The organism is Laceyella sediminis, assembly GCF_003003125.1.
Taxonomy (GTDB): domain Bacteria; phylum Bacillota; class Bacilli; order Thermoactinomycetales; family Thermoactinomycetaceae; genus Laceyella; species Laceyella tengchongensis.
In genome coordinates, this window is sequence record NZ_PVTZ01000005.1 from 52,382 (window position 1) to 73,749 (window position 21,368).

At 51.2% G+C, this 21,368-nt stretch carries 20 protein-coding genes and 1 riboswitch; of the genes, 3 read left to right on the forward strand and 17 right to left on the reverse strand.

The features are described 5' to 3' along the window. Positions 1-116 precede the first annotated feature (116 nt). From CLV36_RS07630 to CLV36_RS07670, 9 genes are all read right to left on the reverse strand, one after another. Entirely contained in the window at positions 117-341 is a 225-nt protein-coding gene (locus tag CLV36_RS07630) for a DUF2553 family protein (protein ID WP_181352886.1), read from the reverse strand. Between the two features lie 89 nt (positions 342-430). Next, a complete protein-coding gene (gcvH, locus tag CLV36_RS07635) occupies positions 431-811 on the reverse strand; it encodes a glycine cleavage system protein GcvH (protein ID WP_102993268.1) in 381 nt (126 codons plus the stop codon). 18 nt (positions 812-829) lie between these two features. Further along, a complete protein-coding gene (locus CLV36_RS07640; protein WP_102993269.1) occupies positions 830-1,279 on the reverse strand; it encodes a TlpA family protein disulfide reductase in 450 nt (149 codons plus the stop codon). Between the two features lie 74 nt (positions 1,280-1,353). After that, positions 1,354-1,893 carry a peroxiredoxin gene (locus CLV36_RS07645; RefSeq protein ID WP_102993270.1) on the reverse strand — a complete coding sequence of 180 codons (540 nt, stop codon included), beginning with the start codon at positions 1,891-1,893 and terminating at the stop codon, positions 1,354-1,356. Positions 1,894-2,528: 635 nt separating this feature from the next. Continuing rightward, the gene (locus CLV36_RS07650) at positions 2,529-2,885 is read right to left on the reverse strand and encodes an arsenate reductase family protein (RefSeq protein WP_106342249.1); all 357 of its coding nucleotides are present in this window, start codon (positions 2,883-2,885) and stop codon (positions 2,529-2,531) included. 48 nt (positions 2,886-2,933) lie between these two features. Further along, the gene (locus CLV36_RS07655) at positions 2,934-3,521 is read right to left on the reverse strand and encodes a cob(I)yrinic acid a,c-diamide adenosyltransferase (RefSeq protein ID WP_106342250.1); all 588 of its coding nucleotides are present in this window, start codon (positions 3,519-3,521) and stop codon (positions 2,934-2,936) included. Next, positions 3,518-4,333: a heme ABC transporter ATP-binding protein gene (locus tag CLV36_RS07660; protein WP_106342251.1), complete on the reverse strand. Its 816-nt coding sequence runs from the start codon at positions 4,331-4,333 to the stop codon at positions 3,518-3,520. The genes CLV36_RS07655 and CLV36_RS07660 overlap by 4 nt, the downstream gene beginning before the upstream one ends. A gap of 10 nt (positions 4,334-4,343) precedes the next feature. Then, positions 4,344-5,372, reverse strand: a complete 1,029-nt coding sequence (locus CLV36_RS07665) for a FecCD family ABC transporter permease (RefSeq protein WP_106342252.1) — start codon at positions 5,370-5,372, stop codon at positions 4,344-4,346. Next, on the reverse strand, positions 5,369-6,319 hold the full coding sequence (locus CLV36_RS07670) for an ABC transporter substrate-binding protein (protein WP_146130606.1): 951 nt from the start codon (positions 6,317-6,319) through the stop codon (positions 5,369-5,371). Before CLV36_RS07670 ends, CLV36_RS07665 begins: the two co-directional genes overlap by 4 nt. Before the next feature lie 137 nt (positions 6,320-6,456). Continuing rightward, positions 6,457-6,653, reverse strand: a riboswitch (cobalamin riboswitch). 90 nt (positions 6,654-6,743) lie between these two features. On the opposite strand from CLV36_RS07670, the gene CLV36_RS07675 reads away from it, so the two are divergent. Next, entirely contained in the window at positions 6,744-7,598 is an 855-nt protein-coding gene (locus CLV36_RS07675) for an alpha/beta hydrolase family protein (protein ID WP_106342254.1), read from the forward strand. A 129-nt stretch (positions 7,599-7,727) separates the two neighbouring features. Then, entirely contained in the window at positions 7,728-8,054 is a 327-nt protein-coding gene (locus CLV36_RS07680; protein ID WP_102993277.1) for a metal-sensitive transcriptional regulator, read from the forward strand. A gap of 57 nt (positions 8,055-8,111) precedes the next feature. Here the strand turns inward: CLV36_RS07680 and CLV36_RS07685 are convergent, their stop codons facing one another. From CLV36_RS07685 to CLV36_RS07705, 5 genes are all read right to left on the reverse strand, one after another. Further along, positions 8,112-10,655, reverse strand: coding sequence for a polynucleotide kinase-phosphatase (locus CLV36_RS07685; RefSeq protein WP_106342362.1), 2,544 nt, complete (start codon positions 10,653-10,655; stop codon positions 8,112-8,114). Between the two features lie 32 nt (positions 10,656-10,687). Then, a complete protein-coding gene (locus CLV36_RS07690; protein WP_106342255.1) occupies positions 10,688-12,046 on the reverse strand; it encodes a 3' terminal RNA ribose 2'-O-methyltransferase Hen1 in 1,359 nt (452 codons plus the stop codon). Positions 12,047-12,188: 142 nt separating this feature from the next. Next, on the reverse strand, positions 12,189-13,703 hold the full coding sequence (locus CLV36_RS07695; RefSeq protein WP_106342256.1) for a class I adenylate-forming enzyme family protein: 1,515 nt from the start codon (positions 13,701-13,703) through the stop codon (positions 12,189-12,191). Positions 13,704-13,918: 215 nt separating this feature from the next. Beyond that, positions 13,919-14,794, reverse strand: coding sequence for an SDH family Clp fold serine proteinase (locus tag CLV36_RS07700; RefSeq protein WP_054096263.1), 876 nt, complete (start codon positions 14,792-14,794; stop codon positions 13,919-13,921). Between the two features lie 29 nt (positions 14,795-14,823). Beyond that, positions 14,824-15,003 carry a hypothetical protein gene (locus CLV36_RS07705; RefSeq protein WP_022737022.1) on the reverse strand — a complete coding sequence of 60 codons (180 nt, stop codon included), beginning with the start codon at positions 15,001-15,003 and terminating at the stop codon, positions 14,824-14,826. A 364-nt stretch (positions 15,004-15,367) separates the two neighbouring features. Here CLV36_RS07705 and CLV36_RS07710 point away from each other — a divergent pair, with 364 nt between their 5' ends. Beyond that, the gene (locus CLV36_RS07710; RefSeq protein WP_245888318.1) at positions 15,368-16,162 is read left to right on the forward strand and encodes a DUF2797 domain-containing protein; all 795 of its coding nucleotides are present in this window, start codon (positions 15,368-15,370) and stop codon (positions 16,160-16,162) included. A 94-nt stretch (positions 16,163-16,256) separates the two neighbouring features. Here the strand turns inward: CLV36_RS07710 and CLV36_RS07715 are convergent, their stop codons facing one another. The 3 genes from CLV36_RS07715 to CLV36_RS07725 form a co-directional block, all read right to left on the reverse strand. Further along, positions 16,257-16,817 carry a glycerol-3-phosphate acyltransferase gene (locus CLV36_RS07715; protein ID WP_106342258.1) on the reverse strand — a complete coding sequence of 187 codons (561 nt, stop codon included), beginning with the start codon at positions 16,815-16,817 and terminating at the stop codon, positions 16,257-16,259. A gap of 15 nt (positions 16,818-16,832) precedes the next feature. After that, positions 16,833-17,870 (reverse strand): YkvI family membrane protein, encoded by a 1,038-nt coding sequence (locus tag CLV36_RS07720; RefSeq protein WP_146130607.1) that lies wholly within the window; start codon positions 17,868-17,870, stop codon positions 16,833-16,835. Positions 17,871-18,056: 186 nt separating this feature from the next. Further along, on the reverse strand, positions 18,057-20,735 hold the full coding sequence (locus CLV36_RS07725) for a transglycosylase domain-containing protein (protein WP_106342260.1): 2,679 nt from the start codon (positions 20,733-20,735) through the stop codon (positions 18,057-18,059). Positions 20,736-21,368 lie beyond the last annotated feature (633 nt).

Here is a 21,368-nt window from a genome sequence, read left to right on the forward strand (position 1 = left end):
ATTTGATGGAAAAACAAAGAAGCTTGTGTATATATTTTACCACAAATCTGAGTAATCCAAACCATAAGACCAAAAGAAAAAAACATAGCGAATCTTACTCCGCTATGTTTTTTCTCTCACTGGCACCAATCCACATCACAGTCATCAGCATATCGCGGTTGTAATTTTGTTTTATTATCTGCGGCAAAAATTTGCGCGCCATCTATCATGTACCCCTCGCGCATGCTCATCTCTTTGGTTCGCAAATCCATTTCGCCTACCGGTTGGTGGTTGTGATAAAAGACCAACCGACCATCTTCCAAGCGACCCGTCACTTTGTCGCTGATATCAGCCCATCCCATAAAAAACATCCCCCTCCTTGCACCTTTTGGTTGTCCATAGTCTGTCTCGCACCGAAAGGCGATATGCAAGGAGGGGGATCGGCATCACTTTACTCGCTTATCATTTCTTCATACTTTTCTGCTGACAGAAGCTTTTCCAATTCAGCCTCATTGGACATTTCGACAACGATCATCCAGCCTTCTTCGTACGGCGAATCGTTCACGTTCTCCGGAGAATCGGTCAGCTCTCCATTGACTTCCACGACTTTTCCGCTGACTGGAGCATACAGCTCCGAAACGGTTTTCACAGACTCAACACTGCCGAATGGTTCATCGACGACAAGTTCTGTTCCTACTTCTGGCAATTCCACGAATACGATGTCACCCAATTCGGATTGCGCGAAGTCGGTGATCCCGATACGGGCCAAGTTGCCCTCCGTTTTTACCCATTCATGTTCTTTGGAATAACGTAGCTCTTTTGGCAAGTTCATGTCGATTCCCTCCGGATCTTAAGCTTCTGTTTCAGCCAGCACCCGTTCCAGCGGGCGTTTCAGCATCGAGAGCGCTTTCTCGCCAGCTGAACGGTGACGCAGCAGGCCATTTGCATCGAATAAGTAGAATGCAGGCACAAATTCGTTTTCGAACGCATCCACCACACGATGTTCGTTGTCGATGCCTTGTGGATGTTTCAGTTCGTATTTTACTATGGTTTCTTTCACCGCGTCCACATCTGTATCTTTCTCCGAGCGAGGCATATGAATTCCGACCAGTTTCAGATTAGGGATTTCCTCCCTCATTTTGTTGAGTTCAGGCAAACTTTCTTTGCACATGTGGCAACTGATCGACCAAAAATGAACGAGCACAGGGCTTCCTTTCAACTCTTCCTTCGTCACCTCTTGATTGACCCATTCCGTCACACCATTGATTTCAGGCATTTCTGTGCGTAAACGAAGCGCCATGTTCTCCATCCTCCTGTCATATATGGAAAGAAAGGACCTAACGCGACTGACGTTAGGCCCTCTACTCACTTATCTTAAAGCGTTTTTTGCCCCGGTTTCCAGTTGGCCGGGCACAAGCCGCCGGTTTGCAGAGCTTGCAGTACGCGCAGAGTTTCATCCACGTCACGACCGATGTTGTTGTCGTTTACCACTTGGTAACGCAAAATGCCGTCCGGATCGATGATGAACAAACCGCGCAGGGCAATGCCTTCCTCCTCAATCAGCACGCCGTAGTCACGGCTTACTTTATGAGTGGTGTCAGCAGCCAATGGGAAGTTGATGTCACCCAAACCGTTTTCGCTGCGAGGCGTGTTGATCCAAGCGCGGTGGGAGAATTTGCTGTCGGTGCTCACACCGAGGATCTCTGCATCGAGATCTTGGAACTCTTCATAACGGTCAGACAAAGCTGTAATCTCGGTTGGACAGACAAATGTAAAATCAAGTGGGTAGAAAAACAGAACCAGCCATTTTCCTTTGTAATCGGAAAGAGAAACTTTCTCATCCAATGTTTCCAGATTTTTGGTACTCTCCATTTCAAAATCTGGAGCTGGCAATCCTACAAGACGTTGAGCCACTTGAACAACCTCCTCAAGTTATGAAACTAGCCATTGCTATTTCATGCCACATTCTTTACCTTGCCCATCATAAAAGGGTCTTAAACAATAGGTGGCAATGCTTGGCACATATTTAACATACCATGCCCTTAGATTATAGTCAATACTATTTTATATTAATTATAAAATGAAAACAATTTTCAATTACGCACCTTGGTTTCCCATCTATTTATTTCCTATTCTTACCGATTTATCCTGCTGCCGCGCGAATCAGCACACACACCACAGAACCACAGACCCTTGCCACTCTATGCTTTCTATGAGGAGAAAGGGCTAAAGAACCAGGCAAAGGCTACCGCTATGCCATTAACCGACGCTTGCACTAACAACTTGAGCAAGCTCCCTGACTAGGGCGTGTCTGGTGAATCAAGTTGGTAGGGAAGAAGCGGCGGAAAAACCTTTCCTCGAGGAGCGTCGATGCACAAGTGAAGCAAATGAGAAAATGGTTTTGAGCCGATAGCCTATTCATCAGAGACGCTCTAAGCAAGAAGTTGGGACGTCTGCCTCCACATATCATCTTAATTTTCTGTCATCCCTTACACGAACAAACCGACCTCCCCCACCTGTGCAGAAGGGAAGGTCGGTGTTCTACCTATTCACACCCACGTCTCTTTAAATTGCTCTTCCTTAAAGCCGACGGTCACTTTCTCCCCATCGGTGACGATCGGGCGCTTGATCAGCATCCCGTCGGAAGCGAGCAAGTCTAGCTTCTCATCGTCGCTCATCTCTTTCAATTTCTTCGACAAGCCCAACTCGCGGTACTTTTGGCCGCTGGTGTTAAAAAACTTTTGGATCGGCAATCCACTTTTCTTAACCAGATCTGCCAACTCTTCTTTGGACGGCGGCGTTTCGACGATATGTTTCTCTGTCACCGCCACTCCGTGTTCCTCAAAAAACTTTTTCGCTTTGCGGCAAGTTCCGCATTTGGGATACCAATACATCACTAACGCCATACCTGTGTCCTCCTCACATCTCACTTTCGCGCACTCCGCAGTTTAACATCACGTTGTGCCCTGATCCTTTTTCTTGTCCGTGTGAAACACCCGCACGCCGCGCTTATATTCCACATCCGCCGTTCCTGCCCGCACATTGGCCACCCGAGCCACGGTGAAGAAGAAGTCCGACAACCGGTTCAGATAACGCCGCACTTCGACGTTTGTTTCTTGCTCCCGGCACAAGCTGACAACCAACCGCTCTGCCCGGCGCGTCAACACGCGGCACACGTGCAAAGCAGCCGACAGCGGGGAACCCCCAGGCAAAATAAATCGTTCCAGTGGTGGGCATTCCTGCTCATACCGATCAATCAACGCCTCCAACCGGGTCACCATCTCCGCTGTCACCATATAGCGACGATTTTTACCCGCTTGGGCCAAGTCTCCCCCGGCATCAAACAATTCATGCTGAATTTCGGTCAAATCTTGGAGCAAATCAGCATGGATCGCTGGGTCCAACCTGACGATAGCCTCACCGACAAACGCATTTACCTCATCCACCGTACCATACGCTTCCACGCGGATATCATCCTTCGACACACGTCCGCCAATGACTCCTGTCTTGCCTTCATCACCCGTCCGGGTATAGATTTTCATCGCTCGCGCTCCTCCCCGTTCTCCTGTGCTTGCATCGCTGTCAACAACACTTGCGGAACCCCGAGCAACGGATGTTCCACCACAATAGGAGACATGCCATAAACCGCTTCGACCATCTCCGGCACAATCACCTCGTGCGGAGTACCCTGGCGCACGATTCGTCCGTGCTTCAACACTAGCAGGCGGTCACAATATTGCGCGGCCAGATTTAAATCATGCAAGACCATGATCACGGTCAACCCGCATGACGCCTGCCACTGTTTAATCCAATTCAACAAGGCGAATTGGTATTTCAGATCGAGATAGGCGGTGGGCTCATCCAGCACGAGCAACACCGGCTCCTGTGCCAGCGCCCGCGCTAAGGACACCCGTTGTTTCTCGCCGCCGCTAAGGCCTGCAAAAATCCGCTCGGCCAAATGCTGGCTATCGGTCTGACGCAACACATCAGCCACGATACGCTCATCCCGCTCCCCGAGCCACGGCCAGTGTCCCAGATGGGGATGTCGCCCCATCTCCACTATTCCTTTGACAGTAAAATAGATTTCCCCTACCTCTTCTTGGGCCAAAACTGCAATTTGCCGCGCCCGCTCCTTGGCTCCCATCTCCGCCAATGGCCGGTCTCGCAGCCACACCTGTCCGGTGTCAGCTTTTTTCTCCCCCACCAAGCACGAAAGGAGGGTGCTTTTGCCGCTTCCATTGGGGCCAATGATGCCGACCATCTCCCCTGACGCCACTTCTAAGCTGATTTCATGGAGCACCCAGCGGCCGCCCAAGCGCTTGCCAAGCCCTTCCGCCCGCAACAACACGGTCATCCCTCCTCTCTTAGCCATGCCATTTATGTTGATGCTTGCGCAGAATCACCGCAAAAAATGGGGCTCCCACAAATGCTGTGATGACACCCAACGGCAATTCGCGCGGCTCCAGAACCACCCGGGCCAACGCATCAGCCCAAATGAGGAAAATGGCCCCCGCCAGCAGGGAGAGCGGAATCAGTGTCCGATGATCCCCTCCGGTCAGCATCCGCATGATATGGGGGATCACCAGTCCAACAAACCCAATCATACCCGCCACTGACACCGCCGCTCCTGTCATCAGCGACGCGAGCAAAATCAGCCCCAAACGAACTTGACTGACAGACAGTCCCAAATGCGTGGCCGAACGATCGCCCAGCGCAAATAAGTTCAACTCCCTGCTGAACAGCCAACACAGTGCAAAACCACCAACACAAAACGGCAAGACTGCTTCTACATGTTGCCACTCACGGAGCGCCAAACTCCCCATCAACCAAAATTGAATCCGGTTGAGCTCTTCTGGGGACAGCGAGATGATCAAGGTGAGCACCGCCCCGAAAAACGCCTGCACCACCACTCCCGCCAAAATCAACGAAGTCACCTGAAGATGCTTTCGAATCTGCGCCAAGCGCAACACAAGCAAAACAGAGACTGCGGCTCCGGCAAATGCGGCCAGCGGCAACGACCAACTGCCCAACAAGGACAGCCCCCAGCCCGTGATCACAATGAGCGCGCTACCAACCGCAGCTCCAGACGAAACGCCCAAGACATAGGGATCAGCCAGCGGGTTGCGCAAAATCCCTTGAAAAACGGTGCCGGCAACAGCGAGCGTTCCACCGATCAACGCAACCAAAATCACCCGAGGCAACCGCAATTCCCATATAATCACCGCATCCGGGTTCATACCTGCTCCATTTCCTGTTAGGACATGATCGACGATCACCCGCCAGACCGTGCCGATTCCGATCTCCGCGCTTCCCACCGACACGGCGGCGGCCAAAGAAAAAAGAAGGCAGAGGAACAATCCTCCGCCCCAAACAAACGCTTGCCCCTTACTCACTTCTGTTCACCGAATCTTTCAGGGTAAAATTGCTCGGCCATTTCCTTCACCCCTTGGAAGATCCGCGGACCGGGGCGGTTGGTCAGATTCGGGTCAACCACATAGACGCGTTTTCCCTTGATGGCATTCACCGTCGACCAGCCTTGGCGTTTCAGGATTTGGTCTGTGCTTCCATAAGAAGAAATGATAATATCAGGATTCCATTTGACCACTTGTTCGGCCGACACTTGGGGCCATCCTTTCAACCCGGCCGCCACATTCACGCCACCCGCGGTTGTGACCAATTCATTCATAAATGTGTCACCGCCAACAGTGTACAGTGTCGGGTCCAACTCCACAAACACTTTCACCCGTTGATCCTTGGGCACATTGACCACTTTGGCGTAAATGTCGCGATGCTCTTTCTGCATTTTGGCGATCAACAAGTCTGCTTCGCGCGCCGTATTGGTCGCTGTGGCGATGATTGCGATCGAACGGTAAATGTCTTTAAAACTCTTAGCGTCCAATACAAGAACAGGAATGCCCAGTTTTTTCAACTGCTCCAGCGTCGCTTTGTCATTGGCGCCGTTGGCCAGCACCAAATCCGGCTTCAAGCTAACCACTTTCTCCACATTGATCTTAAAGTCGCCTACTTTGGGCAATTTCTTCACTGCGGCCGGATAATCATCATTGGTCGTAACACCGACCATTTTTTGATCAAGGCCGAGCGCGTAAGCGATTTCCGTGTTGCTGGGCATCAGTGAAACAATGCGTTTGGGCTCTTGCTTGATAGTCACCTTGTTGCCCGCTTGGTCGGTCACCTCTACCGGGTATTTCACCGCTGCTGGTTTAACCGGCGTGTTGAGGCGTCCCTCCGTCCCTCCGGATGGCGCGCAACCCACTGCGCCAATCACCAGCAACAGGCTCAGGCACAGCAGTCCCCATCGTTTTTTCCACTTCACACTCATGACTTCCGCTCCTTTCTTGATGCACACATAAAAACCTGTGCTTCTTGAGGGCACAGGCTGGAGAAAGGCATGCGAAACAACGCGGGACACTGACCCGCCACGCACGCGGTTCTCCTTAACCCGCGAAGGAGAACGCAAGTGGACGTCTGGAAAAGGCAGGTCTCCTGGCTTAGGGTTCATCGTCCAACTGCGCCTTCCCATCGACGAAGCGACAGTGGCCAGCATACGCTTGCAGTTTTCCTCTCCCTTCACAGTGGCGGGACCGCGCCGGATTCACACCGGTCTTCCCTCTTCGCTCTCTTATATAAGAAAGACCTTTTCCCCTATTCACTTCGTTCGTTATCATTATAATGGAAAGGGAAATCCGTTGCAATTTTGCAATTTCAGGCATCTTATCTCATTCGACCATCACAGGAGGAATGTTATGAACCGCATATCATTTGCACTCGACCTGGGCAAAGAAGAACGCGTCATCCGCGGAGACTTGTTTCTGCCGGAAGACACCGGTCGGCCCGTTCCTACCGTGCTCGTCTGTCATGGATTTAAAGGGTTCAAAGATTGGGGCTTTTTTCCTGAGTTGGGGCGAAAACTGGCGGAAGCCGGATTGGCGGCCATCACGTTCAACTTCTCCATGAATGGCGTTGGAAAAGACCTCGAACATTTCACTGAGTTGGATAAATTCTCACGGAACACCTTTAGCCGCGAACAGGAGGATTTGGCCCGCCTTGTGCAAGCCCTGCGGCAAGGAGAAATCCCACAGGCAACATGGTGCGACCTGACGCGGTTGGGTATCATGGGCCACAGCCGTGGCGGCGGCAATAGTTTGCTGTACGCATTGGACCATCCCGAGGAGGTGAAAGCAGCTGTCGTCTGGAACAGCATTCACCGCGTTGACTTCTTCCAACCTGAACTGCTGGTAGAATTGCGAAACAAAGGCATTACCCATGTCATTAATGCCCGGACTGGCCAACGCTTGCCGATTCGGCGCGAAGTCTTGGATGACATTGAAACGAACCGCGACCGTTTTGATCTATTGGGACGATTGCCTCAACTCACCCAACCGCTGTTGCTGGTGCAAGGAGGCCAAGATCTGCCCGGCTTATATGAGGGAGCCGTGCGGATGGCTGAAGCCGCACCACAAGCCACACTGCATGTGATCCAAGAGGCCAACCACACCATGGGCGCTGTACATCCGTTTGCTGGAATGACCCCCGCGCTGGAAGAAGCGATCCGGGTCACCACCGAATTCTTCACGCACCAATTGGGGAAACAAGGATGAGTTGGGATTTCCAAGCCCGCAAAATTGCGCTTGCCAAGCAGGACGGGTAGACTAATATATAGGAAGGGCCATGGACTCACCACCGTGAAGACGGCCCAACGGCTTAACTACAGGAAGCGGGTGATATGAATGGAACCGCGTCAACCGGAAGAGCATCCCGCCTGTGCCAACCCAACCGAACGGAAAAGCCATCATTCCGAGAAAGTGAAAACCAACCTCACTTCCCGCCTAAATCGGATCGAAGGACAAGTGCGTGGGATCAAAAAAATGATTGAAAATGATACGTATTGCGATGATGTGCTTAATCAGATCTCCGCTGTACAATCTGCATTGAACAGTGTCGGCAAAATCCTCTTGGAAGGGCATTTGCGCAGTTGCGTCACAGAACGTCTCCAAGAAGGAGACACGGAAGTGATTGAGGAACTGCTCACCACCGTAAAAAAACTGATGAAATGAACGAAGCGGCTTGCTCCCAAAGAAGCAAGCCGCTTTCGTTTGCATCCATGCAATATATCACAACCGCGGATCGACCGGTTCCGATTCCAGCGCCATAACGCCAAATGCGCACGCATGGACGCGATGGAGCGGTTCCCGGTCAACAAAGCGCATCAACCCCTCCAAGCCAAGTGCGAATTCGCGTAAAGCGAGGGAACGCTTCTGTTTCAAGCTCCGGTTTCTCAATCGAGTCAGATTGGCTTCTTCTGTATAGTCCGGGCCATAAATAAGCCGCAGATATTCCCGACCCCGGCATTTGACGGCGGGCTGTAGCAACCCTTTGCCATTGGCGGCGATAAAGGAGAGCGGCTTGACCACCATCCCTTCTCCGCCCGATTCAGTCATCTCCAACCACCAAGCGGTCGCCGCTTCCACTTCATCCGAATTTTCAACATTGACCACCAGGTAACGGGTGGCCATCAACACCCCCGTATCCTCGCGACAAATCCGCCCGATTGTCTCCATATGCCACAAGTGGTCGCGATCAGTGTAAACCCGCCCCTCTGTTGCCAACAGGTGGAACGGCGCCAATTTATAATCGTTCAGATCATTGACCCGCCAGGAGTAGCGTCGGTACGCCGCCACAAACTCTCGGCTGTTCTCCTGTTTCTCTTGAAAACGAGACAACAGCTCCTCGACACCCCGCCCGGCGGCAGCCGCCTGTTTCAGCAGGGAGACAGCTCCTGCCAACGCCTGGCGGCTAGCGGCTCCGACCAGGGCGTACTGTTGTCGGATCAACTCCTGCGCTTTGGCGGACCACGGCATCAATTCACAATCCAAGCACATCCAATCCGTCTGCAATTCGTCCCACAAACCAGCACGGGTGATCGCTTGCTGTAACCGCTCAAGTATTGCCTGCTCCACCGAAGCATCCTCAAAAAAACGGCGCCCGGTTCGGGTATAGATGACACCCCAACCTGCGTCGGCCACATCAAAACGATTCACGGCCGTTTCTTTGTCGCGACACGCAATCACCACCGCGCGCGATCCCATATGCTTCTCCTCACATATGACCTGCTTCACGCCTCGTTGCGCATAGTAACCAAAAGCTTCTTCAGGGTGTTCTAGATACCCAGGCTGTTCCGATGTTTCCGACGGGGACATCGTCGGTGGAAGATAAATCAGCCATTTGGGATCGATCGCAAACCGGCTCATCGTCTCCAAGGCGGCCGCAGACTGCTCTTTGCGAATGTGTACTGGGCGTCGCAACAATCGGGTTTGAATCCGATCAGTCAGCACGTCCTGTACATCGATGCGCATTTCATCCCGATGTGAATTTGAAACCGCCGGGGACGCTTCCAGAGGACGCACCGGCTCCGCGTACACTTGTTTCGCCGCAACAGACACCAGCTCATTCTCAGGATAGCGGAGCGCCGTCAGCTTTCCGCCAAACACGCACCCTGTGTCGATGTTGAGCGTCCGATTGAGCCACGTTGGTTCTGGAATCGGGGTGTGCCCATATACGACCGTGGCCGATCCTCGGTACGATTCGGCCCAATTCAGCCGCACAGGCAGGCCGAACGCATCGATTTCGCCCGTCGTTTCGCCATACAAAGCAAAATCGCGAATCACGCCGGAAGCCCGTCCTTGATACTCTTCTTTCATTCCGGCATGGGCGACCACCAAGCGACCTTCATCCAGCACATAATGGCTAACCAAACCACGCAGGAAATTCCGCACCTCTTCAATCCATTCCGGCGGTTCCTTGTCCAATTGGGCCAATGTCACTTCCAAGCCGTGCTTAACTTGCACATTTCGTCCGTCCAACTTTTTCAACAGCTTCACATCATGGTTGCCCGGCACACACAATGCTGCTCCGCTCTCCACCATACTCATCACGAGCCGCAACACTGACGGGCTATCAGGACCGCGGTCGACCAAATCACCTAAGAAGATCGCCTTCCGCCCCACCGGCGGCTCCACGTGCACCTTGTCCTCCTTGTCTACCACACGGTAACCCAGTTGTGTGAGCAACTCCACCAATTCCGCATAGCAACCGTGCACATCGCCAATGATATCGAACGGCCCCGTCTCATCGCGTTTATCGACCCATAGCCGCTCCCTGACGATCTCCACCTGCATCAGCTCTTTCGGCTCATGCGCTTTATAAATGTAGCGGAACCCTTCCTTTTTTAAATTGCGCAACGAACGCTTTAACGCCTGATGTTGCCGCTTGATTACATGCGAGGGCAACTTCCGTTCTCGCATCGCATTATGTTCGTAGCAGACGCTTTCCGCCATATTCATCACAAACGCCACTGGGATCATGTGATATTTTTTGGCCAGCGCAATCAGTTCTTTGCGCCCGTCGGCGTGTACATTCGTCGCGTCGATCACAGTGAGCCGCTTTCGCTCCAGTCGCTTGGCCGCCACTTGGTGCAACAATTCAAACGCAGCGCTGGATGCCGACTGATCCCCTTCATCATCGCTCACCATGGCACGAAAGAAGTCCGACGACAACACCTCTGTCTCTTTAAACACCCGTCTGGCAAACGTAGATTTCCCCGACCCCGATGCACCGATCAACACGACCAGCGCACACTCTGGGATTTTCCATTGCATTCTGGTCACCTCCTCGCCTTCCCGGCTTTTCATCATGCTTCAATCTCCTTTCGAAATAGAGCCAGCTGAGTTGGGGCGCCCACAGCTTCGTCAAGCGGCCCGACCGGATGAAAAGACACCGTATAGCCGTTCCGTTTTGCAAGCGGTTCAGCCCACTCCGCAAACTGTGCCCGCGTCCACTCAAACCGATGGTCATGATGACGAAATTTCCCTTCCTCCAACCCCTCAAACAGGTCGTTGTACTCACGATTGGGCGTCGTCACGATCACGGTGGCTGGCCCCAACTCACCAAACACCAACTGTTCCAGCAGAGGCAGACGGTCCGGTTCGATATGCTCAATCACTTCCACGAGACTAACCGCCTCAAAGCCTTGCAACCGCTCATCCCGGTAAAGAAGTGAACCCTGAAACAGCTCCACCTCTTCTGGCAACCGCTCCCTGGCCCGTCGCAAAGCTTCAATGGACACATCCATTCCCGCCAGCTTAGCGAATCGCCGCTCCGAAGCGAGCAACCGCAACAACTTCCCTTCACCACATCCGAGATCCAAGATGCGAGATGCCCCAGATTCACGCAACAGCTGGGCCACTGTTTGCAGACGGATGTCATTTAAGCGCTGGGGTTTTTCGACTTGCTCTTCCCCACCTTCCTCCAGCGCGGACGATTCCGACCACTTAGCCAAGGCTTGGTCTGCCAACCTGCGCTGATATTTCAGATAGCGCATCGTAATCCATTCCCGCTCCGGATGTTGCGGCAACCACTCTTCGCCGTGACGCAACAGTTTAGCTACCTCATCTTCCCCCACCCAATAATGCTTTTCATGGTCAATGGCCGGGATCAGCACGTAAAGGTGGGACAACAAATCCTTTAGCCGAACCGTGCCACGCAAAGTCAATTGGACATAAGGACTGTTCCCCCACTCCGGGTATGCCTCATCCAATGGCAGAGGAGCAACTTCCACTTCATACCCCAATGGCGCGAACAACCGGCGCACGCGTTCGCATCCTCCAGAAGCGGACAATACCGGCAAGCGTGCTTCCAACGGAACCGCTTGCTCCACCAACTCTGGTCGCTCACTGGAGCGCCCCGCCAGCGCCGAAGAATACACCTGGCTCAAGGCTACACTGAAGAAAGAAGAGGCGACATATGGCCGGTCATTCACATACTGGTCCAAAGCGAAGCCGGAACCATGCGGGCCCCGACCACGAACCAATTTCACCGGGTCCAATTCCATCAACAGCACGGCCGTGCAACGTGTTTCGCTCACTTCAGGGTAAAACACATGCGCATGCCCATACGAAAGCGCAAAGGTGTGCACGCGTTCGGGATGCTTGTGAAGCAAGTAGCCCAAATCAGTGGCCGGCTCCCTTTGATATGTAATTTCCAGATACATATTACCAAATCTCCTAAAATTCAATCTATAAATAAGATAAACTATTCACTTAATCATCTTATATCCTTAAATATATCAATACAACACTTTATATCCAGAAAACGACAAACCGCCCTCCCGCGAGGACGGTTTGCTTTACCCATTATGAACGGCGCAACACCTGTTCTTTTAATCGATGCTTCATTACTTTACCCAAGCCGTTTTTGGGCAACTGATCCACAAACATCACTTCCGGTACTTTGTAAGCCGCCAACCGCTCGCGGCACAGATGAATCACCTGCTCTGCTGCAAGCGTGCTACCCGTTTTTTTGATAATGCATGCGCATGGCGCTTCTCCCATCACTTCATGCGGAATGCCAATCACCGCCACTTCTAACACATCTGGCAACTGATGAATCACTTCTTCGATTTCACCGGGATACACATTGTCCCCACCATACACGATCACATCTTTATAGCGGCTCGATATGTACAAGAACCCCTCTTCATCCACATAACCAGCATCGCCCGTATGAAACCAGCCATCGCGCAACACCTTAGCCGTCGCCTCTGGATTGCGCCAATACCCTTGGAACAGATACGGACTTCTGACCACGACCTCCCCAATCTCACCTGGCGGCAATGGCGCACCCGTTTCAGGATCGGCAATTTTCAGTTCCACGCCTGGAGCCAGTTTGCCGACCGAATCGGCTTTGTTCAGGCCCATGGTCGGATTCCACCCGCTGATGGCCCATGCTTCTGTGCTACCATAACCTTGCCCCATCACCAACCCCAGCTGGCAATACTCTTTGATAAGCGAAGCCGGCACATGCGTCCCACCGGAGGAAAGAAAGCGCAAGGAGGACAAATCCCAGTGCCCGTGCTTCAACTCCTCCAGCATGAAGCGGTATATTGCCGGAAAAGCGAACATGACGTTGATCTTCTCTCGCTCGATCGTATCCAAGATAGCAATGGGTCGATCATCGGCCAAAAATACCATGGTGACGCCATTCTTAACATTGCTGACCATCATCATGGTGCTACTCATGTGAAACAACGGATGCACGGCCAAAAACTTCATTCCCGGTGGAAAGGTCTGCCGAATCGACTCGACGCTAAAGTAAGCGTCCACTCCCTTATGTGAAATCATGCAGCCTTTAGGCAATCCCGTCGTTCCCGACGTGAACAGCATAAATGCGAGATCATCATCAGCCAGCAAGACATCACGTGGTTCCGTAACCGGATACTTGGTGAACACGGCTGCAAAACTCTCCACCAACGACAAGCCCTCACCCACCGGCAACACATGCGGCACGGTGGCTTTCTCTTTCACAAACTGCAACGCATCTGCATACTCTTCATCATAAAATAAAACCTTTGGCTCAGCGCTCTCCATAATGTTAGACAGTTCATATGCCGTCAATCGCCAATTCAGTGGGATCACTACCGCCCCCACCCGAATGGCTGCAAACAGAATCGTTGGAAACGGATGATGGTTTTTGCACAAGATACCGATCCGATCCCCTTTTTCCACACCCAGTTCGAGCAAGTAGTGCACCAATTGGTTAACCCGCTCATAAAATTGCCGATAGGTAAACCGTTCTGCTCCTCCGACTACCGCTTCCACTTCCGGTGTGAGCTCAGCGCGTTCCCTTAAGTATGATTGAATGGTTCCCATCGCCCATGTTCCCCCTTTATCTAATCTACTCCCTGTTCTATTTTAATAAACGAACCTCTGTATGTATATTTTAGATTACCGAAATAAATGCAAAACAAAAGACCGGCCAGGAAAGCGCCGGTCTCTTATGCGATAGGGTGTTATGGCGTATTCACATGCGTGTGCATCTCCACCTCACTATAACATAAAACTCTCATTATAAAAATGTATTTTCATTAAAACATCACTGAAGAGCTGGTACTTTCAAAAATTTTGATCGCCGTTTTCTCCCGCATGTAAACAAGGTACCTCGTGTACAAACGCCAAATGGCCTGCCACACTTCATCATTGTACGGCATGTAAGTGATCTTCAGCCCGATCGCCCTGGCTTCTTGGTAATTGATCACCGACCCGTGATTGGGGTACTTTTCGATGTTGGTCAGTGTTTCGGCAATCCGCTTAGCGGCGAGCGGGTTGTTTTTGTACATGGACCGGGACAGCCACTTGACGGCCAAACGTTTTGAATGTTCAATCGATTTATAACAAAAATCGATCAGGGCGGCATCGACGCCTTGCAAAAACGGTAGATACGCCGCATTGAGAGGTTGTCCGGCCGCATGCTCCCGCTTGATCATTTCCAGTCCGTTCAAAAAAGCTTGAGCCGGTCGATACTGATACCCAAAAGCAGTGGGTATGGAAATCTGTGGATCGATCGGCCCCAATTCCGAAGTGTTGCTCATCACGATCTCATCACCGGCGAGGCTGATCAACGTCGCTGCGCTTTTTGCCGCTTGCGGCACGATCACGCGCAAATGGCTCGTCTTGGACAACAACGTATGCACCAGCGTCTCCGCCGCATTCGGGTCCCCGCCCGGACTTTCAATAAGCAAATCCACATTGCAATCATCTTCCAAAGAAGCAACAATTTCATGAAACGGCGCAATATCCTCCCGGGTGATGGCACTTTCCGGATGTGTGATATTCGCGATGTACACCAACAGCCTGCGCCCCGTCACCGTCTCGATCTCTTTGATCAGCTCCTGCCGCTCATAGCGATCGCGATGGATAGCATGGAACAAAGGCGTTTGCTTCGGCATATGAAGTTGACTCATAGATTGGTAGTCTCCTTCACTTCGATAATCTATTCCCCTCTAAAAGGTCTGCCATATAACTTCTCCTTACTGGGCTTGATCCCCAGCACTTCCATGTCCTTCTTCAGCTTCTGTACGGACTTAGCGAACATCTCGTACTCGTTCTCTTGGTTGTTATGGCGTTTGGACAACAGCTCATCTCTGGCTGCCAACAGGGCGTGAAACATCATCATCTACCCTCCTTACCTCGTGAGCAACACTAATTACATTATACTATATGCGCACCATATCCAAAAGATACAGACAGTTGACATGGAGGATCAGCATGAACTTTTCCTTTCGCGCCATATCCGGGATCAATGCTAACCTCCCTACGATTGATCAAACAAAGTGTCACAAAAAAATGAATCTTTCATTCTATTATCACTTCCAAGTTATCCCAACCTTGCACCTTACAATAGCCTTCTGCTAGACTTGATGAATGATAGAGTCAAACCTGTCGCAATTTCTGAAGGCCTCCACTCTATAAGTAGCACATCCCAATGCGACGGCCACATTTTGCATACAGATGAAAAGCACAAAGGAGACATTCCCTTGAAACATATCGGATTTTTGCAAGCACTGGAACACGAGCCGGCTGATCCGATCGAATATCAGTTGCGGCTCGACGATGAAAAGATCGCCCTTAACGAACTGTTGGGGCAATCCATTGAGCTCTCCTTCTTGGACGAGCTTCAATGCATTTACTGCGGGCGCATAACCAAAAAGTTTTACGGCAAAAACAATTCCTGCTATCCTTGTTACCGCGATCTGCCAGAAAACGACTTGTGCATCGTCAAGCCGGAGTTGTGCCACTACCATCATGGCACCTGCCGAGACGCAGCTTTTGGCGAACTCCATTGCCTGCAACCCCACATTGTATATCTGGCTTTGAGCAGTGACGTCAAGGTCGGTATCACCCGCAAAACCAACATGATGAAGCGTTGGATTGATCAGGGTGCTTCCCAAGCCATGGCTATCATGGAAGTACCCAGCCGCAAAGACGCTGGAGACATCGAGATCATCCTCGCCCAATACGTCAAAGACAAAACGAATTGGCGCAAAATGTTAAAGAACGAAATCGCCGATTGCGATTTGCTCGCCATCCGGGAGGATCTTATCACCAAGTTGCCCGAACCATACCATGCTTATCTTATTCCCGATCCTGAAATTGTCCCGCTCACTTATCCATCCTTGTCCACTTTGGAGAAAATCACTCCTCTCAGCTTGGATAAACAAGCCACCATCAGCGGGAAACTGATCGGGGTAAAAGCGCAATATCTCATTTTAGACACAGGCGTTTTTCAAGTGCGCAAGCATGCTGGGTACAAAGTGGCGTTCGCGGTGTAAACCAACCATCGGCTCCAAGCCATGTTGTACAAGCGAAAAAGAAGCCGTTCGTTCGGCTTCTTTTTTTGTTCATATAACTCTCTCCTTGTCTCCCTCACCACCGCTTGCGCCACGGCGGTTTCTTATATCGAGAATAGCTGCGCGGCTTTTTTCCCCGCCATCGCGACCAGATCACCACACACAACACTAACACGATCAGCCACACCATCACATGCGTCGCCAACACCATGCCAAACAAGAACAACGCGACCCCTGTCAACAGTGTTGCCACAAACAAGCTTCGCACCAACAACATCGCCAATATGAAGATCATCACTCCCACCACGACCAAAATGGGGCTCAAGATCAACAGCACCCCCGCCGCCACGCCTAAGCCGGTTCCGCCGCGGAAATCGAGAAAACAAGAATACACACTGCCTACCACGACCAAGATCGCCGCCAGATAAGCGCCCACCCAGCCCAATAGCGCAAATCCGAGCAAAGTTGCCGCCATCCCTTTCACCAGATCGATCACCAAGAGCAAAAACGCCTCTTTGAGGGGAAGTTGCGCGTATCCCACTCCATTTTGTTCTGAATGGGGGCGGGAACACGCCCACCAATGGCAAGGAAAAGCCCCAATCACATAAGCTAAGCCAAGGACAAGCAACCAAGTCATGTCCGCTTCCCTCCCCTATCCCGCCGGCATCCGGCGAAAGACCATGAAGCCGAGCACGACCAAGCCGCAATAGCCAAACAGGGGATACAGATAATGCACCAACGTGGGAAAGCCGATCAAGGAAAACACATACCCCATCCCAAATATCAGCAGCATGATCAACGGCTTACGCAATGGCACCACCTGGCTTAAATTGGCGGCCAATCCGTAGACATTGCCGATGAGCGATGTGAAAATCTCTGCCCACATCATCGCCAAAAAGAAAAATTTCACGCCTACGCCGAGTGTGCTAATCACATGGCCCATAGGGATATCCAACCGCGACACTTCCTGCCAGTGCAACTGCAACGCCAGATTGCAGGCAAACAGCATAATCCCTAGCCCAATCCCACCGATCCAGCCCCCCAGCTTGATCGTCCGCTCATCGGCGACTTCCGCCCCTAGCGGCACCAACACCGCCTGCGTCAACACCAGGTTGAACGACACATAAACCAAGGCTGACGGCAACCAGTGGGCGTACCGGGGCTCGGGAATCAGCGAAACCACAGATGCCAGCTCACCCGCCTGCCACGCATGGGATGCCACCATCACGATAAACAAAAACATGACCGGCACCACCAACGAATTGACCGACAACACTCCATCGATACCTCGCAAGATAAAAAAAAAGGAAAAAGCCACCGTAAAAATCACGCCAGCATGGAACGACAACCCCAACTGTTCTTCAAACAGCGAGCCCGTCCCCGACATCATCGCTGCCGTGACTCCCAGCAACATCACACTGATCAGCGCTGCCATCATCGGGCCCCAGCGCTCTCCAAATAAATATTGGTTAAAATCTTCATACGACCGCGCCTGCAACCGGCATCCCAGCAACATCATCCGTGTCCCCAACCAGGCAAACAACACCGCAGCCACGAATACACCCCAGACGCCCCGCTCCCCAAACAACGTGAAAAACTGCATGATCTCCTGCCCAGAAGCAAAGCCCGCGCCCACCACTGTCCCGATATAAGTAAAGCCGATGCGACTGGCGAGCACCCACCGCTCCATCCCCAACACACGCCCCTTCTTGTCCTTCTGTTAGGACTAGTCTATGGGAGGAAGCGGGGGAATAGAACCTATACCAGTCATCGCTAATGAACATGAGCGCGATATAAAAGCGGCTACAGTACAAAAAAAGAGACTCCAGCATAAACTCGCTGGAGTCTCTCTTTGTTCACTTACGATGCTGACTCATTAAAATGGCCAACCACCGGTATTACCATTGTCATTGCCATTGTTACCATCATTGTTATTGCCATCGTCTCTTCCGGGACGGCCATTGCCGTTATCGCCATTACCGCCGCCACCATCTTGTTCCTTACCCGTTCGGGTCGGATCGTTCGGGAATTTGTCCTCATGGTCATTGACACCGTCGCCATCGCTATCTTGCTGGCGGTCGTCGATGCCATCATTGTTTTTATCGAATTTCGGCTTCTCTTCTTTCTTCCCGGACTTAAGCTCCACAGTAATTTCACTTGATTTCTCTTTGTTGGCCGGATCGGTCGCCTGCGTGTCAATTGCCACCACTTTGTAGCGGTAGACTTTCTTCTTCTCACCGCCGCCACCAAAGAGGTCGCCCAGATCAAAGCCGTCATCTTGCGGAGGCAAGGCAGACGAGTCTTTCCAGGATGTAGAGCCAGCTGGCAGATCAGCTACTTTCACGAAATTGCCGCCCTCAGCACGGAAGACTTGGTAAGTCACTTGCTCTGGTTGCTGTTGCCATTTCAACAAGACACCGTCTGGATGCGATTCATAAGACAAGTGTGGTGCTTGCAATTCGAATGGTCGTTTCGGCTCTTCCACACCCGGCGGTTTTTTGAATGAGTGTGGTGGAATTCCTTGGTGCGCCTCAGACATCACATAGCTGAAAATTTTAGCCGGCACACTACCACCCGTCACTTTTACAATCTCTGCGTCTTTTGTTGGATACATGACATTGACTGCTGCCACCAGATCAGGGGTGTAACCAACAAACCAAGCCGCTTTTTCTTCCTGGATCGTCCCAGACTTACCAGCCACATCCCGACCATCTCTCAGTCGCGCATTATGACCCGTTCCATCATCATCGGCGATGACATGCTTCAACATCCGTGTCATATACCAAGCCGTTTTTTCGCTGAATACTTGTTTCGGCTGTTTATATTTATCCGGATTTTTAGGTTCAATGACTTCATCGTTTTGTTTTACACTGACAATCGTGCGCGCTTGATAATATTTACCGCCATTGGCAAACACAGCATAAGCTTGCGCCATTTGTTTTGTAGTCACCCCGACGGATCCGCCGCCAAGCGCCAGAGCCGAGTACGACGCTCTGTCTCTCTCTTTCAATTCCAATCCCAGCTTTTGCGCATACTCGTAAGCTTTATCCAGGGTAACCACTTCATGTAACAGCCGCACGGTTGATTTGTTAAGCGACTTCTTAACCATTGTCAGCATAGGAATATTCCCCTGCGGCGGCATACCACCATAGTTAGACGGATTCCAATTTCCCGCAAAGTCAACGGGAATATCCTTAACGATCGAGTATTCATTGTAATCATGATCATTCACTGCAGGAGCATATACAGTTAACGGCTTAATGGTCGAACCCGGTTGCACGGGCAACAGGGCACGCTTTTGATATCCTGGTTGATAATGGCGACCGTTTCCAACTGCGACAATCATCCCGTTTTTCGGGTTTAGCATCACTATACTTGCATCCGCGTCTTTCATATACTGGCCTTTATTCACAAAAAGCGATTTGTCCTGCAATGCTTTTTCAACAGCCGTTTGTGCTTGCTGATTAAGAGACGTTTTAATCACATATCCACTTTTCCCCAGTTTTTCTGGGTTAATACTATAGTCTCGTTTCAGTTCCTCTTGTACAAAAGCTTTATAATGATCAAATTTGCCCGCTCTCAGCAGTTTATTCCAACACTTTGTTTTCGGGCATGTCTTGACCGGCAATTTGGCCCTCTCCTCGGCCGTCTGTTTATCCACAATCGGTGGGATCACATCATCGACTGGCAATACTTGAGTTAAAACCACATCGCGCCGCTCTTTGGCATTTTCCGGGTTTTTTAGCGGATTATATTTATATGGTGCTTTCGGCATTCCTGCTAACAAGGCAATTTCTTCGATTGTCAATTGATCCCGTGTGGGGTCCTTGCCGAAGTACACCTCGGAAGCAAGCTTGATGCCATTGACGCCACCAAAATCAATAAAGTTTAAATATGCTTCCAGAATCTTGTCTTTGCGCTTTTCACCCAGTTCTTTCTCCAAGTTTAGCGCACAGCCAATCTCTTTAATCTTCCGGGTATAGGTTTTATTAAAATCACCCAGTACAATGTTTTTACAAACCTGCTGGGTAAGGGTACTCGCCCCTTGGGCATTGCCCATCGCGATAATGTTTTTGATTATCGCACGTCCCAAGCCTTCATAGTCAATCCCGTTATGCTCATAAAAACGACGGTCTTCCACTTTGACGAAGGCTGTCAATAAGTCCGGATTCACCTTCTTAATTTTATCAATCTCAACCCATTCTCGATATTCGTTACCAAACACAGCTACTACATCGCCTTTGCTATCGAGAATTTTGGAGTTGGTCGGCATTTTCGTCGGATCTTTCGCTTTTTCTAAATCCAACGTTTCCGCCGACATCATCACCGCGGTACAGCCGCCGACCATAATCAATAACGAAGTCAATAAGACCAGCATCATCCATTTCCAGTTGAAAAACCGTTGCCACCCTTGCTTTTGCGGGCCGCGTCCGCCGGTGCCCCTCGGGCCGCCGCTGCGGCTGGAGCGGGAACGGGAGCCGGCGCGTTCACTGCGAGTCCGTGGTGGCATGGGGCTGTATCCGCTTTTCATGCTCACCTTACGAAAATCGTCCATCGCGTCTACCTCCTGAAATACTGATCGTTCATCGCAGTATCTCTACCTGTCTGGATTTTCCTTCTATTAACAACTTCTTTTTCGGCTTTTGTCGGCTAGTTCCTGCCTCCGCACTTGTGCTATAGTGAAGCGGGAGGTGAGGGATAAATGCACGAGCGAGCCGCTATTTTTGCGTGTCGCTTCACCGGAGTGGTCGGACTGCTATTTTCCCTGTTCTTATGGAAAGTCAGCGGTCTCCCCTCCTTCGTTGCCGGCTTAGTCAGCTCCTGTTTCTGGTTTGCCTTGGCGTGGTGGATTCAACGACGCGCAGGGTCTGCGATAAAATAACACATTCCATTATAACGGAAAGCCCATCGAAATGGTTTGTCATTTTTAAAAAATATTACAGTAATATTACAATGACTTATGTAGATTTTACATGAAATCCCCTGATAGTCAAACCCCCGGTTATTGGAATGCGGCACCGGCCATGACACTGGCACAGAGCGAGCGAAAAGGGAAACCAACCGAATCGTCCGGCCCGCTTCTAGTCGTGTCTGGCAGATCGCGTTGATGGATGCAAAACAGCAAAACCTTTTTTCCGAAGAGTGTCTCACCACGCGGGAAGCAAATGGGCAAACGGAGCCACTAGCC